General features: G+C 66.7%; 14 protein-coding genes. 9 read left to right on the top strand and 5 right to left on the bottom strand.

Going from position 1 to position 15,992, the window contains the following annotated elements; translation table 11 throughout:
• Positions 1-6: 6 nt before the first annotated feature.
• Complete coding sequence (locus tag ACXJJ9_RS01825) at positions 7-501, top strand: hotdog fold domain-containing protein (protein ID WP_457095573.1); 495 nt, start codon at positions 7-9, stop codon at positions 499-501.
• On the opposite strand, the gene ACXJJ9_RS01820 is transcribed toward ACXJJ9_RS01825, so the two are convergent.
• Both ACXJJ9_RS01820 and ACXJJ9_RS01815 read right to left on the bottom strand, forming a co-directional pair.
• The gene (locus ACXJJ9_RS01820; RefSeq protein WP_457095572.1) at positions 469-819 is read right to left on the bottom strand and encodes a DUF1304 domain-containing protein; all 351 of its coding nucleotides are present in this window, start codon (positions 817-819) and stop codon (positions 469-471) included. The two genes, ACXJJ9_RS01825 and ACXJJ9_RS01820, sit on opposite strands and share 33 nt — an antisense overlap.
• Before the next feature lie 85 nt (positions 820-904).
• Complete coding sequence (locus tag ACXJJ9_RS01815; RefSeq protein WP_457095571.1) at positions 905-2,227, bottom strand: NTP/NDP exchange transporter; 1,323 nt, start codon at positions 2,225-2,227, stop codon at positions 905-907.
• Between the two features lie 179 nt (positions 2,228-2,406).
• Here ACXJJ9_RS01815 and ACXJJ9_RS01810 point away from each other — a divergent pair, with 179 nt between their 5' ends.
• Positions 2,407-4,008 (top strand): GMC family oxidoreductase, encoded by a 1,602-nt coding sequence (locus ACXJJ9_RS01810; RefSeq protein ID WP_457095570.1) that lies wholly within the window; start codon positions 2,407-2,409, stop codon positions 4,006-4,008.
• Positions 4,009-4,026: 18 nt separating this feature from the next.
• Here ACXJJ9_RS01810 and ACXJJ9_RS01805 read toward each other — a convergent pair whose 3' ends face one another.
• Positions 4,027-5,934, bottom strand: coding sequence for a M48 family metallopeptidase (locus ACXJJ9_RS01805; protein WP_457095569.1), 1,908 nt, complete (start codon positions 5,932-5,934; stop codon positions 4,027-4,029).
• A gap of 82 nt (positions 5,935-6,016) precedes the next feature.
• Positions 6,017-6,613 (bottom strand): LemA family protein, encoded by a 597-nt coding sequence (locus ACXJJ9_RS01800; RefSeq protein WP_457095568.1) that lies wholly within the window; start codon positions 6,611-6,613, stop codon positions 6,017-6,019.
• An 86-nt stretch (positions 6,614-6,699) separates the two neighbouring features.
• Here ACXJJ9_RS01800 and ACXJJ9_RS01795 point away from each other — a divergent pair, with 86 nt between their 5' ends.
• The 7 genes from ACXJJ9_RS01795 (at position 6,700) to ACXJJ9_RS01765 (ending at position 15,492) form a co-directional block, all read left to right on the top strand.
• Positions 6,700-8,085 carry a serine hydrolase domain-containing protein gene (locus tag ACXJJ9_RS01795; RefSeq protein WP_457095567.1) on the top strand — a complete coding sequence of 462 codons (1,386 nt, stop codon included), beginning with the start codon at positions 6,700-6,702 and terminating at the stop codon, positions 8,083-8,085.
• A gap of 301 nt (positions 8,086-8,386) precedes the next feature.
• A complete protein-coding gene (lptD, locus tag ACXJJ9_RS01790; RefSeq protein ID WP_457095566.1) occupies positions 8,387-10,777 on the top strand; it encodes an LPS assembly protein LptD in 2,391 nt (796 codons plus the stop codon).
• Positions 10,774-12,147, top strand: a complete 1,374-nt coding sequence (locus ACXJJ9_RS01785) for a peptidylprolyl isomerase (RefSeq protein WP_457095565.1) — start codon at positions 10,774-10,776, stop codon at positions 12,145-12,147. Before lptD ends, ACXJJ9_RS01785 begins: the two co-directional genes overlap by 4 nt.
• 2 nt (positions 12,148-12,149) lie before the next feature.
• On the top strand, positions 12,150-13,139 hold the full coding sequence (pdxA, locus tag ACXJJ9_RS01780; protein WP_457095564.1) for a 4-hydroxythreonine-4-phosphate dehydrogenase PdxA: 990 nt from the start codon (positions 12,150-12,152) through the stop codon (positions 13,137-13,139).
• A 70-nt stretch (positions 13,140-13,209) separates the two neighbouring features.
• Positions 13,210-14,007 (top strand): 16S rRNA (adenine(1518)-N(6)/adenine(1519)-N(6))-dimethyltransferase RsmA, encoded by a 798-nt coding sequence (gene rsmA / locus ACXJJ9_RS01775; protein WP_457095563.1) that lies wholly within the window; start codon positions 13,210-13,212, stop codon positions 14,005-14,007.
• A 210-nt stretch (positions 14,008-14,217) separates the two neighbouring features.
• Complete coding sequence (apaG, locus tag ACXJJ9_RS01770; RefSeq protein WP_310051221.1) at positions 14,218-14,595, top strand: Co2+/Mg2+ efflux protein ApaG; 378 nt, start codon at positions 14,218-14,220, stop codon at positions 14,593-14,595.
• Positions 14,596-14,610: 15 nt separating this feature from the next.
• Complete coding sequence (locus ACXJJ9_RS01765; protein ID WP_457095562.1) at positions 14,611-15,492, top strand: symmetrical bis(5'-nucleosyl)-tetraphosphatase; 882 nt, start codon at positions 14,611-14,613, stop codon at positions 15,490-15,492.
• On the opposite strand, the gene ACXJJ9_RS01760 is transcribed toward ACXJJ9_RS01765, so the two are convergent.
• Entirely contained in the window at positions 15,489-15,992 is a 504-nt protein-coding gene (locus ACXJJ9_RS01760) for a dihydrofolate reductase (protein WP_457095561.1), read from the bottom strand. The genes ACXJJ9_RS01765 and ACXJJ9_RS01760 overlap by 4 nt on opposite strands.

Here is a 15,992-nt window from a genome sequence, read left to right as displayed (position 1 = left end):
CAGCGCATGGCTGCTTCCGTGCTTTCGATGTACCGCCGCCTCAACCGCTGGCCCGGCGGGCGCTGGCTCTTCTCGCGTGCGGTGTGCTGGCGCGCCCCCTACTTCGCGACGATCTCGCCGCGCTTCACCGCACTGGAACCGGGGCGCTGCGAAGTCGAGATTCCCGACCGGCGCCGCGTCCACAACCACCTCGGCACCGTGCACGCGATCGCCCTGTGCAACCTGGCCGAACTGAGTGCCGGCGTGATGACCGAGGCGTCGCTGCCGGCTTCGATGCGCTGGATACCCAAGGGAATGACCGTCGAATACCTCAAGAAGGCGCGTGGCACCCTGCACGCCGTCGCCGCGCCGGAGACTGCCATCAAGGACGCCGCGAGCGGCTACGACCTGCCGGTGCTTGTGTCGGTACGCGATGCGGCCGGGGAAGAAGTATTCCGCGCCCGGATCATGATGTGGCTGTCGCCGAAATCACGCGGCCAGGACAGCGCCCATCGCCAGTAATGCCGGCATCGACTGGATGAAGAAGATGCGTTTGTTGACCGTCGCCGCGCCGTAAAGCCCAGCGATGATCACGCAGGCAAGGAAGAACAGTTCAAATTCGCGCGACCCCGTAAGCGCGCCGTAAACCAGTCCCGCTGCAAGAAAGCCGTTATAGAGCCCCTGGTTCGCGGCCAGCACCTTGGATTGCTCGGCTTTTTCCGCGGATTGCCGGAACACCTTCAGCCCCAGTGGCCTGGTCCACAGGAACATCTCGAGCACAAGGAAGTACAGGTGCAACAGGGCGACCAGCAGCACCAGCAGGACGGCGACGGTGGACATCGGTTTCCCCTTCGATGAAAGCGACACTGTTGCGAAGCCGCAGCGTAACCCAGGCCGGGGCACTGGCACTCAAATGCACCGCCACTCAAGTGCGCGCTGGCGCCCGCGACTCCCGCCCGCCAAACATCGCCTGCCGCGACAGCCGCACGCCAATCGCCGCCGCCGTGAACGCCGCCAGCGCACTCAACGTGGCGAACCCGCCAGCAGCGACCCCAAGCGAACGCAGGCCATTCATCCCCAGTGCGATCGCCATGTCGCCAAACCGCCATACGGCGGTATCGACGGTGTTCTGCCCCTTGTAGCGCTCGTTGCGCGGCACGCGGGTAAACAGGCTGTGGCGCGCGGGCTCGGCCATGCCGTAGGCGAGGCCGCGGCTGATGATGAGCGCGAGGGCCACCGCAGGGAATCCGCCGACGATCGGCGCATGCGGATCGGGCGAGAAGATCACCAGGGACAGCGCGATTACGCTGATACCGGCCCAAAGGGTGATGAGCAGGCCCGGGCCCTTGCGCGGCAGCAACCAGCGGGTGACCAGCAACTGCAGCACCACGGTCAGGATGTTCGCCGTCAGGTCCACGTTGGCGGCGAAACGCGTGCGCGCGACCGCATCGCTGAAGGTCGCTCCCGAGTAGTCGGACACGAGCGCGTAGTTGACCGTGCCGATGCCGTCCGCGAGCAGCAGCAGGAACGCCATGCTGCGCATGAACGGCTGCGTGAAGACCTGCTTGAGTCCGTCGAGCATGCCGCCGCCGATGGCGGTTTCGTGGGAGGCATCGTGGCGCCGGGCGCCATGCACGCGGGCCCATTGCCCCAGCAATATCGCGCAGACCACCGCGGCCGCCAGCAGCGTCGCCGATACCGCCAGCAGCGGCGCGACCCCGATCACGTCGACCAGCGACTTCGTCAGCAGCGGTCCGGTGATCGCACCGGCCGTGCCCGCGACGGCGATGATGGGAAACAGACGGCGCGACTGCTCCTCGCTCCAGATGTCGGCCATGAAGCTCCAGAACACCGACACCACGAACAGGTTGAACACGCTGACCCAGACGAAGAACGCGGTCCCGAGGGCGCGCGGACTGAGCAATCCCTGGTGGGTAAACAGCGGAATGAAGCCGATCAGGCACGCGATGAAGAACAGGTACACCACCGGCACGACGATTCGCCGCGGGTATCGCGACACCAGGGCGCCGAATACCGGCGCCAGCGCCAGGGTCGCGAAGAAGGTGCCCGCGTAGAACCATGGCAACTGCGTCGATCCCACTGCGGCAGACAACTGCTCGCGCACCGGCCGCATCACGTAGTAGGCGGTCAGCACGCAGAAGAAATAGACGAAAGACAGCGCGACCGCGCGCCACTCCCCCGTGTGGATGCGCCGCCCGGCGTTACCGGCGGCGTCGATGGTCGCCATGCAACCGCTCCGCGAAAACTGGCGCCACGGTAGCCCAAGCCAGCCCCTCCCGCTACAGCGCGCCAACGTGCGCGGCGCCTGCACATCCGGCGTCCCGCCCCTTGCCAGAGCAAATGCTCTAGGCTCGGGGAATAGCGTCGGCGCGGTCATCAAGTGGTAACGCAACCGGGATCAGCACGTTGTACGACTACATCATCATCGGCGCCGGCTCTGCCGGTTGCGTGTTGGCAAACCGGCTTTCCGAGGATCCTGCCTGCAAAGTCCTGCTGTTGGAAGCCGGTCCCCGCGACTGGCATCCCTTCATCCATATGCCCGCCGGACTGGCCAAGCTGGTTGGCAAGAAGGGCGTGAACTGGAATTACGACACCGCTCCCGAGCCGCAGCTCAACAACCGGCCAATGTGGTGGCCACGCGGCAAGGTGCTCGGCGGTTCCAGCTCGATCAATGCGATGTGCTACATCCGCGGCGTTCCCGGCGACTACGACGACTGGGTCGCGCAGGGAGCAACGGGCTGGGGCTGGAAACAGGTATTGCCGTTCTTCAAGCGCAGCGAACACAACGAGCGCGGTGGCGATGCCCTGCACGGCGGCCAGGGGCCGTTGTACGTTTCCGACCTGCGATACACCAACCCGCTGTCGCAGGCCTTCATCGAAGCGGGCCAGCAAGCGGGTTACGCGCGCAACCGCGACTTCAACGGCCCGCACCAACAGGGGTTCGGCCTCTACCAGGTGACGCAGAAGGACGGTGCGCGATGCTCGGCGGCCGTGGCCTACCTGCATCCGATACGCGAACGCCACAACCTCACCATCGTCACCGGCGCCCAGGCCAGCCGCATCACGTTCGACCCGGCTTCGACAGGCGCGCAGCGCGCGAACGGTGTCACCTATGCGGTCGGCGGCAAGGCGTTCCACCAGGTCGCCACGCGCGAAGTGCTGCTGAGCGGTGGGGCGATCAATTCACCCCAGCTGTTGATGCTGTCCGGCATCGGTCCAGCCCATCACCTGCGCCGGCACGGCATCGATGTCGTATTCGACGCGCCGCAAGTGGGCGAAAACCTGCAGGACCACCTCGATATCTGCACCTTGCAGCATTCGACCCAGCGCGTGACCTACGACCGCGTCAGCGATGCAAAGATCGCCTTTGACTACTACCTGCGTGGCCACAGCGGCCCTGGCAGCAGCAATATCGCCGAAGCCGGCGCCTTCGTGCGTTCGCGGTTCGCACCGGACGATCGCGCCGACATCCAGTTCCATTTCGTTCCGGCGATGCTCGACGACCACGGCCGCCACCGCCTTGCTGGCGATGGCTATACCGCGCATGCCTGTTTCCTGCGGCCGCGCAGCCGCGGCCGCATCCTGCTGGCCAGCGCCAATGCCGGCGACAAGGCGCGGATCGAGGCCAATTACCTGAGCGACGCGGAAGGCTTCGACCTGAAGATGATGGTCGAGTGCGCGAAGATCACCCGCGACGTGTTCGCACAGAAGGCGTTCGATGCGTACCGGGGCGCGCCGATCCATCCCGCGCGCAACGACCTGTCGGATGCAGAGCTCGTCGAATTCATCCGCGCCAAGGCCGAAACCGTCTACCACCCCGTCGGCACCTGCCGCATGGGCAGCGACGACGCGTCCGTAGTCGACCCGCAGTTGCGCGTGCGCGGCGTCGAGGGGCTGCGGGTGATCGATGCGTCGGTGATGCCGACGCTGATCGGCGGCAACACCAATGCCCCGACCATGATGATCGCCGAGCGCGCCGCGGACCTGATCAGCGGACGGATGGCCTGAAGCCCGACCCCCGCCAGCTCATTGCTGCCCCAGCAATGGCGGCAGCGGGCAATGCAATACGCTGCAGATCGTGCGCAGGAGTTCGGCTTCGGCGACATCGATGCGTCCGTCGTGGCTGATGGTGGCGGTGATCCCTTCGACCAGCGCCTCCTTCGCCAACGGCTCCAGCGCATCCAACGGCACCCACACATCATCCAGCGCCAGCACGCCATCGGTTCTTGGCACGTAGGGCAAGGGCTGGTCGGGAAGCACGCGCAGCATGCCGGCCAGGAAAGCCTGGCGGGCGGTTTCCGCATCGGTGTTGCCGCATTGCGCCACCACGGTAAGGAGCGTGGTGACCTCGTTGCGCACGCCGCTCAGTTTGCGACGGCCGAAGCGCGCGTAGCGGGAAGGGTCCAGGGACTCGCGCACGTGCACGGTGAGGAGCCGCGCCAGGCAATACTCGAACAGGGAGACGTTGCCGTCGGCATAGACCATCGCGTTGACGGTATCCAGGAACACGTCGAGTTCCGGTCGCGGCCGCCGGCGCAGCACCGGAAATGCCAGCGAGGCCAGCGGCAAGCGCAGCACGGGATGCAGCGATGCCACCGCGTCCTGCTGCAGCGTGCGTGCCTCCACGGCTGCGGTCTTGCCCATGCGTGCGGCAATCTCGTCGCCCTGCTTGTCCGCCACGGCGGGCTGCGTGTCGAGCAGCAATGCGAGCAGCAACGGAACCACCCTGTCGCGTTGCGCCGCCAGCGCACGCAGCTCCTCGGGGAGATGCGCGGCGATAACGTCCGCGGCGCGGTAATCATCAGCGCCAGGTTGCGCGACCTGCGCCACGACGCCCGCGGGCGTCACCGTCTGCTCCGTTGCCGATGGGGGCAATGACGGCATGGTGCGGGCACCGGCGAACCCCATCTGCACGTCCTCGTCCAGGCCGTTGGGTGGCAGCGCGTGCCATTGCAGGCGCAGCCGCGCGAGCTGGTCACTGGTGAAACCGGGTTCCAACACCCTGATGCGCTCGAGCAATGGCGGATGCGTGGCGAACCAGCTGCGCAGGCCCACGCCATCGCCGAAGAGCATGTGGCTGATTTCCTCGGCATCGCTGCGATGGCTGAGCTTGCTGCCTTCGTCGATGCCGCCAATTTTTTTCAGTGCGCCCGCCAGGCCGCTTGTCTGCCGCGTGAACTGGACCGCGGATGCATCGGCGAGGCGTTCGCGCGAGCGGCTCACCCCGGCCTTGATCAGGCGGCCGAAAAACAGGCCGATGTAACCGACGATCATCGCGATCAGCGCTGCGACGAGGATCGCGCCGGCGTTCTTGTCGCGCCCCCGCCCGAGTTCGAGCACCTTGCGGCCGATGATCGCGAGCATGAGGATGCCGAACAGCACTCCCATCAGGCGGATGTTCAGGCGCATGTCGCCGTTGAGGACGTGGCTGAACTCATGCGCGATCACGCCCTGCAATTCGTCGCGGTTGAGGCGCTCCAGAGCGCCGCGCGTCACCGCCACCACCGCATCGGACGGCGCATAACCCGCGGCGAAGGCGTTGATCGCGGCTTCGTGCTCCAGCACGTAGAGCTTGGGCATCGGCACGCCCGAGGCGATCGCGATCTCCTCGACGACATTGCGCAGGCGGCGCAGGTGGAAGTCGCTGCTGTGCTCGGGTACCGCCACGCCGCCCATCTGTAGCGCCACGGATTCCCCACCGCCGCGCAGCGTCGCGATGCGATAGAGCGATCCCAGGCCGATCACCCCCAGCGTCAGCAGCGAGGTGAAGACCAGCATTGCGCCGGTTTCGCCCGGCAGGGGATCCGAGCTGGCGAACACCAGCCACACGGCGAGATCCACCGCTGTCACTATCCCGGCCACGGCCAGCGCGAACAGCAGTACCAGCCATGTTGCGTTGCGCCGCGCCGCGGCCTGGTGTTCGAAGAAGTTCATCTCGCGCCGGCAGGGTCAGCCCGTGATCAGGAGTCGCGGCAATGGGCACTGCGCCCCTGCCGACGGATCGCGAATCCCCGGCTCAGAACTGGACCTTCGGCGCCGCCCTCACCTCGGCCTGCTGTCCGGCCGGGATCTCCAGCAGCGCCGCGGGCGCGAAATTGAACATGCCGGCGATGACACTCGAGGGGAACACCTCGCGCCGGTTGTTGTAGCCCATGACACTGTCGTTGAAGGCCTGCCGGGCGAATGCGACCTTGTTTTCGGTCGAGGCCAGCTCCTCGGTGAGCTGCATCATGTTCTGGTTGGCCTTGAGGTCCGGGTACGCCTCGGCGACGGCCAGCAGGCGGCCGAGCGCGCCATTGAGCTGCTCCTGGGTCGCGGCCAACTGCCCCATGGCGGCGGGGTCGCCGGGGCTGGCCTTGGCAGCGGACAGGCCGGAGATGGCGGCGCCACGGGCGGCGATGACCGCTTCCAGGGTCTCTCGTTCGTGTCTTAAGTATCCCTTGGCGGTTTCGACCAGATTGGGGATCAGGTCGAACCGGCGCTGGAGCTGGACGTCGATCTGGGCGAAGGCATTCTTGAATCCATTCCGCGCCGTGATCAGGCCGTTGTAGATGCCGACCACCCAGAACGCCAACACGATCACCAAAGCCAACAAAATCAGCAAGCTGAACATGTTTGTTGCCCCCGTCCCTTGAATTTTGGAGTGGTTTTGGAGTTATGATCCGGCGCGATTTACAGCATACGCAGGCGCTGCGAGCGATGAAAGAACCATCCAGCCGCCGGTCCCGCAGGATGTGGCAAGCCGGATTGATCCTCTCGTGCCTGATGACCCAGGCCTTGGGCTCTGCCGCCCAGACGCCGCTGCGGTGGGAAGGCCGTGCCGCCTCGCAGGCGCCGGTCCCGCGCACCGGTTATATCGATCGCGCCGCCGTACAGAACGTCCGCCCCCTGGGTTCGGATTTCAACGTCGCCCAGTTCGAGGCCATGGCGCAGCAGCTCGTCGCCAACCAGCGCGTGCCTGGACTGGCGATGGCCATCGTCCACAACGGCCAGGTCCTCAGTGCCCGCGGGTACGGCATCACCGACACGCGCGCGCCGTTGCCGGTCGACGCCCACACCGTTTTCCGCCTGGCCTCGTTATCCAAGGCTTTCGCGGGCACCCTCACCGGGCTGCTGGTCAATGACGGCACCCTGCGCTGGGATACCCGCCTGACCCAATACGACCCGGACTTCCGCCTGGTCGATCCGTCGGCCGCGCAGAAGATCACGGTCGCCGACCTGCTGAGCCACCGCGTCGGCCTGCGCCACAACGCCTATGACCGTGACCTGGAAGCCAACGTCGACTACGCGACGCTGACCCAGAAACTTGCCTATGCGCCGATGGAATGCGCACCGGGCACCTGCTACGGCTACCAGAACATCGCCTTCAGCCTGATTGGCGACGTCATCCAGGGCGCCACCGGCGTGCCGTATGGCCAGGCCGTGCAGAACCGCATTCTCCGCCCCCTCGGCATGAACGACGCCAGCGTGGGCCTGGAGGGGATCCTCGCCAGCCCCAACTGGGCCCGCCCGCATGTCCGCACCCGCGGTGGCTGGCTGTCGCTGACGCCGAAACCGAGTTACTACCACGTGGCCCCGGCCGCGGGGGTCAACGCCAGCGCGTCCGACATGGCGCAATGGTTGCTGGCACACACCGGCCATCGCGCGGACGTACTGTCCGCGCCGCTGCTGGCCACCCTGCACCAGCCACTGGTGGCCACGCCCAGCGAACTGCGTGGATCGTCCTGGCGGCGCGAACGCCTGAGTTCGGCGAGCTATGCCCTGGGTTGGCGCGTCTACAACTACGCCGGCAACAACCTGGTCTTCCACGGCGGGGCCGTGCAGGGCTACCGCGGCGTGGTGGCGATGCTTCCCGATCGGGACCTGGGCATCGCGATCCTGTGGAACAGCGAAAGCTCGCTGCCCACCGGCATGCTGCCGACCATGCTCGATCGTGCGATCGGCCTGAGCGAACGCCCATGGCTCGATATCGAGTTCGAAGATCCGACGCTGTTCGCGGGTAATTCCGGCAAGCCGTCCACCCGGGGCGAAGAGCCGGATGACGCCGGCACTACCACCACCAAGACGACCGCGGCGCCAAAGTAAGCGGACTACCCAATCCCGGTGCTTTCACCTGGCGGCGGATCGGCAACGATCCGCCGCTTTTGCTTCTGCGCAGCTGTACGCCAGCCCGCGGCATTGTGATCACTTGCCACGGTGAAATGCGCAATAACCATTGCATCCGACGGTTCCACTTGCCGTCATCCTCCTTGTCCGAATGCGCAGGACAGGCCACTCCCTCCGCTTCCCAGGTATGAACGTCGATGCCGCCCACAGGCGTCTGCATTGCCCGTATGCAAGGGATGGGGCAAGCTAGCGGCCGTTTGTATAGGACCTGGATGCCCGCGTGCGCCCCAGCTTTCGCCTGCTCCCGTTGTCGCTCTGCATCGCGCTGGCGCTGCCCACCCAAGCCAGGGAGCGGGAAGAGAACTGGGGCCTGTGCCCGGTGGTCGATGCCCTGCCCGGCTTCGACGAGCCGCCCCCGGGGTCGTCGGAAACGCGCGCGCAGCAGCCCACCGACATCGAGGGCGACCAGCTCCAGGACATCGAGAACACGAGCACGCTGATCCAGGGCAATGTCTCGCTCAGCCACGGCGACCAGACCCTGCACACCGACAGGCTGACGTTCAATCGCGAGACCGGCGATTACGCCGCCGAAGGCAGCGTGCGCTATCAGGATTCGGGCATGCGCGTGGTCGCCGAGCGCGCCACCGGCAACCAGGAAAAGGACACGCACCGGATCGAGGACGTGCAGTACCAGCTGACCCGTCGCCGTGGCAACGGCGGCGCCGAGGCCATCGAGATGCACGGCGCGGACGGTTCGCTGATCGGGTCCACCTATTCGACCTGCGAACCCGCGCAACGCGTGTGGGAGCTGCGCGCCCGGCGCATCGACATCAATACCGAAGAAGGCATGGGCGTTGCGCACAATGCGACCCTGCGCATCGGCAAGGTGCCAGTGCTGCACGTACCGTGGCTGATGTTCCCGGTCGATGAGCGCCGCCGCACCGGCCTGTTGTACCCCTCGATCGCGTTTTCCGGCCGCAACGGCTTCGACTGGCGCCAGCCGATCTACCTGAACCTCGCGCCGAACTACGATGCCACGCTCAACCCGCGTTACATGAGCAAGCGTGGCGTCGTGCTCGGCGGCGAATTCCGCTGGTTGTATTCGCAGGGCAGCGGCCGGCTGTCCGGCAATTACATGTACCACGACAACCTGCCCGACGACGAACCGTCCCGTTACCTCAACGACGTCAACGGCAACCCGATCCCCGGCGCGACCCTTCCGGAAGACGACCGCGGCAATTTCGCGTTCAACGCACTCCATCGCCTCGGGGACAGCTGGTTTGCCCGCGCCGACCTCGGGTGGGTCAGCGACACCCACTATTTCGAGGACTTCAGCAACAGTCTCTACGGAATCTCGTCGTCCTTCGTGACCAGTACCGCCGGCGTCTATGGCCGCGGCCGCTGGTGGGAAGCCGGCGTGATGGTCAACCGCTACCAGTTGGCCGACTACACGCTCAACGAGGGCAGCCTGCCCTTCGACCGCTTGCCGCGCGGCTACTTTCATTGGGGGAAACCGCTGGGCGACTGGTTCGAAGCAGGCGTGGATTCCGAAATCGTCCGCTTCGAGCACGACGACATCACCCAGGTCGGGCCCGACATCAGCATTCCGGGCGGCAGCCGTTTCGACCTCAAGCCGTACATCAGCTTCCCGCTGCAGGGCAACAGCTGGTTCCTGCGACCCAAGCTGGCATGGCGTTACACCGGTTACCAGCTCGACGACACCCCGCCGGGCCGCGACTCCAGTCCGACGCGCACCCTGCCCATCACCAGTGTCGACGCCGGTCTCTTCTTCGATCGCGAAACGAGCATTCGCGGCGAGCATTACCTGCACACCCTGGAGCCGCGCCTCTACTACCTGCACGTGCCATTCGAAGACCAGAGCGATCTGCCGATCTTCGACACCTCGCCGCTGACTTTCAGCTGGGGCCAGCTGTTCCGCGACAACCGCTACGGCGGCGCGGATCGCCAGGCCGATGCCAACCAGCTCACCGCCGCCCTCACCACCCGACTGATTGCAGAAGAGGATGGTCGCGAGCGCCTGACGGTGAGCCTCGGCCAGATCAAGTACTTTGATCCCTCCCGGGTCGTCATGCCCGGCGAGCCGGCGGTGCAGCAAGGGAAGTCCGCCTGGGTGGCGGAAGCCACCATCGCGCCCAGTGACCGCTGGAACATCTCCGCCGCCTACCAGGGGGACCCGAAGTACAACGGCGGCAACCTGGCCAGCCTGCGCGCACGCTACCTGATCGGCGACAGGGGCATCGTCAACGTCGGCTATCGCTACCGCCGCGACACGATCACGCGCGCCGACCTGGTAGAGCAGGCCGACTTCTCGTTCCTGTACCCGGTCAGCCAGAACTGGAGCGTGGCGGGCCGTTACTACTACTCGCTGCTCGACAAAAAGACGCTGGAGCAACTCTTCGGCGTGCAGTGGGACAGCTGCTGCCTGGCGGTGCGCGTGCTGTCCCGTCGCTATCTGCGCAACCGCACTGGCGACCTGAACAACAGCCTGCAGGTGGAGTTCGAACTCAAGGGCCTGGGCTCCGCCGGCCAGGACACGAGGCGTATCATGCGCCGTGCTATCCTCGGATACGACCGCGACGACCTCTATCTCGTCCCGCCCTCGTCGGTGAACAGCACCGACAGCGACCAGGTTCCAGACCCCATTCCATGAAGAAACTGTTTGCGTGCCTTCTCGCAGCCGTCGTCCTGACCGGCACTTCCGCCTTCGCCCAGCAGCAGGCGACCGCTCCCCAGCCCCTCGATCGCATTGCCGCCGTGGTCGACGAGGACGTGGTCCTGCGCAGTGAGCTCGATCGCGCCATCAACAACATCAACCGCCAGTACGCCGGCCGCGAGAACCAGCTGCCGCCGCGTGATGTGCTCGAGCGGCAGGTGCTCGAGCGCCTGGTATTGATGAAGCTGCAGCTCGCCCGCGCCGAACAGACTGGCGTGCGCGTCACCGACCAGGAAGTCGACAGCGCCATCGCCGGCATCGCGCAGCAGAACAAGCTGAGCATGGACCAGCTGCGCCAGCAGGCCGTGGCGGATGGCGGAACCTTCGAGGATTTCCGCAACTCCATCCGCGACGAGCTGATCGTGCAGCGCCTGCGCCAGCGATTCGCGCAGAGCCGCATTTCCGTAAGCGAGGCCGAAATCGAGGCCGCCCTGGCCGCACAGAAGAACGCCGGCGCCCAGTACCACCTTGCCCACATCCTCATCGCCCTGCCCGAAGGCGCGACGCCCGAGCAGATCAGCACGGCGAAGAGCAAGATCGAAGGCGTCCAGGGTCTGCTCGACCGTGGCGAGATGGATTTTTCCGCCGCTGCGGTGCGTTACTCCAACAGTCCCAACGCGCTGGAAGGCGGCGACCTCGGCTGGCGTTCGATGGACGAGATCCCGGCGGCATTCGCCTCGCTCATCAAGAACATGAAACCCGGTGACGTCAGCGCCCCGTTGCGCGGCGCCAGCGGCTTCCAGTTGCTCAAGCTGGTGGAAGTGCGCGACGCAGGCCAGGCTGCCAGCGCCAACATGATCACGCAGGTCCATGCACGCCACATCCTGATCCGCACCGACGACACCACGTCCCAGGCCGCAGCGAAGGCCAAGATCGACACCATCGCGGCGCGCCTGAAGGGCGGCGCGGACTTCGCCCAGGTAGCGCGTGAGGAGTCCCAGGACCTCAGCACGCAGGCCAAGGGCGGCGATCTGGGCTGGTTCGTGCCGGAGCAGTTCGGCACCGAGTTCGGCGTGCAGGTGTCATCGTTGAGCGACGGCCAGGTGTCCGCACCGTTCACCTCGGACGCCGGCTGGCATATCGTCCAGCGGATCGCGACCCGCCAGACCGATACCGCCGAACAGAACCGCCGCGCACAGGTCAGCGACACGATCGGCCGCCGCAAGCTCGAGGACGAGTGGAACCGCGCCCTGCAGGAAATGCGCGGGGAAGCCTACTTCCTTGACATGCGCAACGGCCTGCCGGCCGAACCGGCCCCGGCCCCGGCTGCCAAGGGCACCAAGCCGGCCAAGCCGCCGAAAGGCTGAGCATGCGTCCCATCCGGCTCGCGCTGGTCCCGGGTGAACCGGCTGGCGTCGGGCCGGAACTATGCGTGCGGCTTGCCCAGCGGCCGCGCGACTACGAGTTGATCGTCTTCGCCGATCCACGCAGCCTGCGTGCGGCGGCAGAGGCGCTGTCGCTTCCCATCGCCCTCGTCGCCCCCGGACATACCGAGGGCGTGGCGGGCGAACTCGCAGTGGTCGAGGTCGCCAATGCGACTGTTCCCGCCTTCGGCACCCCTGATCCAAGCAACGCCGCGGCCGTGATCGGCGCGCTGCGGCTGGCAGCGGAGGGCTGCCTGCGTGGCGACTTCGATGGCCTGGTCACCGGACCGGTGCACAAGGCCACCATCAACGAAGGCGGCATCGCCTACACCGGCACGACCGAACTGCTCGCCCGGCAGGCGGGGCGCGACGTGGTGATGATGCTGGCCAACGACATCGTCCGTGTCGCGCTCGTCACCACCCACCTGCCACTGCGCGCCGTGCCCGATGCCGTCACGCCCCAGGCGGTGGAGCGCACGCTGCGCATTACCCACACGGCCCTGCGGAGGGATTTCGGCATCGCCGATCCCGTCATCGCCGTGCTCGGCCTCAACCCGCACGCGGGCGAAGCGGGCCACCTGGGTGGCGAGGAAATCGAGGTCATCGAGCCCGTGCTCGCCGCGCTGCGTGGCGAGGGCATGCAGCTCGCGGGTCCGCTGCCAGCCGATACCGCGTTCCTGCCGTCGAAACTGCACGGGTTCGATGCCGTGGTCGCGATGTACCACGACCAGGGATTGCCCGTGCTCAAGTACAGCGGTTTCGAGCACGCGGTGAACCTGACCCTGGGTCTGCCCTATCCACGCGTGGCCGTCGACCACGGCACGGCGCTCGACCTCGCCGGCCGCGGCCTCGCCGACCCTTCCAGCCTGATCGCCGCCGCCCACACCTGTGCGCGCATCGCCGCCCTGCGCTCGCGCCGCGCCGCCCCCCAGTGAACGTCACGCAAAGACGATAACGATGCCGCGCCGGCGGCTGGCCAAGGCAAACAACGGCGATAATCCTGGAATGACCCGACCCGCCGCTTTCACCGAGCCTGCCAAGAAACACCTTGGCCAGCACTTCCTGCACGAGCGCGGGATCATCAGCAAGATCGTGCAGGCCGTGGACCCGCAACCGGGCGATCGCCTGGTGGAGATCGGCCCCGGCCAGGGCGCGATCACGTTCCCGCTGCTCGACCGGCACGGTGAACTCACTGTCATCGAGTTCGACCGCGACCTGATCTTCCCCCTGACCGAAGCGGCGCGTGCCCACGGCACGCTCGAGGTGATCCATCGCGACGTGCTGGCGGTCGACTTCACCGCGCTGTCGCACAACGGCGGTCCCATCCGCCTGGTCGGCAACCTGCCCTACAACCTTTCCACGCCGATCCTGTTCCATGCACTCGACCATGCGCCAGCGATCCGCGACATGCACTTCATGCTGCAGAAGGAAGTGGTCGATCGCATGGCCGCAGGCCCGGGCAGCAAGGTCTATGGGCGCCTGAGCGTGATGCTGCAGGCGTACTGCAACGTGACCCCGCTGTTCAACGTGCCGCCGGGGGCGTTTCGTCCGCCGCCGAAGGTCGATTCCGCCGTGGTCCGGATGGTGCCGCGCGATCCGGCCACGATTGGCGTCCGCGACCACGCGAAATTCGCCGAGGTGGTACGCGATGCCTTCGGCCAGCGCCGCAAGACGCTGCGCAATGCGCTGTCGCAGCAGTGCGATGCTGCCGCGATCGAAGCCGCCGGCGTGCGGCCGGATGCGCGCGCGGAGCAGATCGAGGTTGCGGATTTCGTGAGGCTGGCGAATTCGTTGTCGGTCTGAGTCGGGTTCGCCGCACAACGAATCGGCCATTGCCCGCCCGCGTCAGCCGCGCGCGCGGCATCGACATCGCGACAATATGCACCCTACCGCGGGCCGGGTTCGCCGCACAACGAACGGCCATTGCCTGCCCGCGCCAGCGGCGCGCGCGGCATCGACATCGCGACGATGTGCAACCTACCGCGGGCGGGCGTCGCGCACTACACTGCGACCATGGAAAGCCTTTACGCCATCGACATCGATGTCGCCACCCGCTATCTCGACGACCAGTCCGAGCCCGAGCAGGATCGCTACGTCTTCGCCTACACCATCCGCATCCGCAACAGTGGCCAGGTGCCTGCGCGCCTGCTGACGCGCCACTGGATCATCACCGACGCCAACGGCAAGACCGAGGAGGTCGAGGGCGAGGGCGTCGTCGGCGAGCAACCCTACCTGCGTCCCGGCGAGAATTTCGAATACACCTCCGGCGCCGTGCTGGAAACCGCCCTCGGCACGATGCGTGGCGGCTACCAGATGCTGGCCGATGACGGTACGCGGTTCGAAGCGCCGATCCCCGCCTTCACGCTGGCCGTTCCACGGACGCTGCACTGACATGGCGGCGTTCGAATGAGTGTCTGGGCGATTGGCGACCTGCAGGGATGCTATGACGCGACGCAGCGCCTGCTGGAAAAACTGGCGTTCGATCCCGCGCGCGATCGCCTGTGGTTCTGCGGCGACCTCGTCAACCGCGGCGGACAGTCGGTGGAAACCCTGCGCCTGGTGCATTCGCTGCGCGCCAACAGCGTCGTGGTGCTCGGCAACCATGATCTCTCGCTGCTCGCCATCAGCGAGCGTCGTGAGGACGAGCAGCGCAAGGTCAACCCGGACCTGCAGGGCGTGCTGTTCGCGCCCGACGCCAACGAACTGATCGGCTGGCTGCGCACGCAGAAGCTGCTGCATGTCGACCGTTCATTGGGCTGGATGATGGTGCACGCCGGCCTTGCGCCGAAATGGACCACGACCATGGCCGAACGCCACGCGCGCGAAGTCGAGGAGCGCCTGCACGGCGACCAGGCCGCGCGCCTGCTCAAGAACATGTACGGCGACAAGCCGGCATGGCACCCCAAGCTCGCCGGCGTCGATCGCCACCGCGCGATCATCAATGTCTTCACCCGCCTGCGTTACTGCACGCCGCGCGGCCGCATCGGGTTCGAGGACAAGGGCTCGCCGGGCACCCAGCAGCCGGGTTTCTATCCCTGGTACGAAGTGCCTGGGCGCGTCGAGCGGGACCTGAAGATCGTGTGCGGGCACTGGTCGACGCTCGGGCTGTTCATCGGCCATGGCGTGCATGCGATCGATACCGGCGCGGTGTGGGGTGGGAAGCTGACCGCATTGCAGCTGGATACCGACGAACTGCGGGTGGTGCAGGTGCCGGGGCGCGACGTGCCGGCGAGCCCCCCACGCCCGCGCACCCCGCAACGACGGCCGCAGGCGCCGCGCAGCGTCTAGGAAGCGACGACCCGTTCGTAGTCGACGAAGTCGAAATCGAAGGCGTGCTTCGCATCCGCCACGTGCGCCTCGCGCGCGGTGACGCGCCAGGCCGTGGCATCGAAGCCCGGAAAGAACGCATCGGCGCCGACAACCACCGTGTCGACATGGGTGAGGTGCATCCGCGTCGCCAGCGGCAGGCATAGCGCATAGACCTCACCGCCACCAATCACGCACAACTCGCCGGCTCCGGCCTGGCCGGCGACGCGGCGCGCATCGTCCAGCGATGCGACCGCCTGCATGCGCTCGAAGGGAACCTGCCCCGAACGCGTCAGCACCAGGTTCAGGCGTCCCGGCAGCGCGCGTCCCAGCGACTGTGCGGTCTTGCGCCCCATCAGCACGGGTTTGCCGAGGGTGAGCGCCTTGAAACGCTTCAGGTCATCGGGCAGGCGCCACGGCAGGTCGTTGTCGCGACCGATGGCGTTGCGGCGGTCCAGCGCCGCGACGAGCACGAGCTGCAT

Source organism: Lysobacter sp. P5_B9 (assembly GCF_054049835.1).
This window is presented reverse-complemented; position numbering and strand designations above follow the sequence as displayed.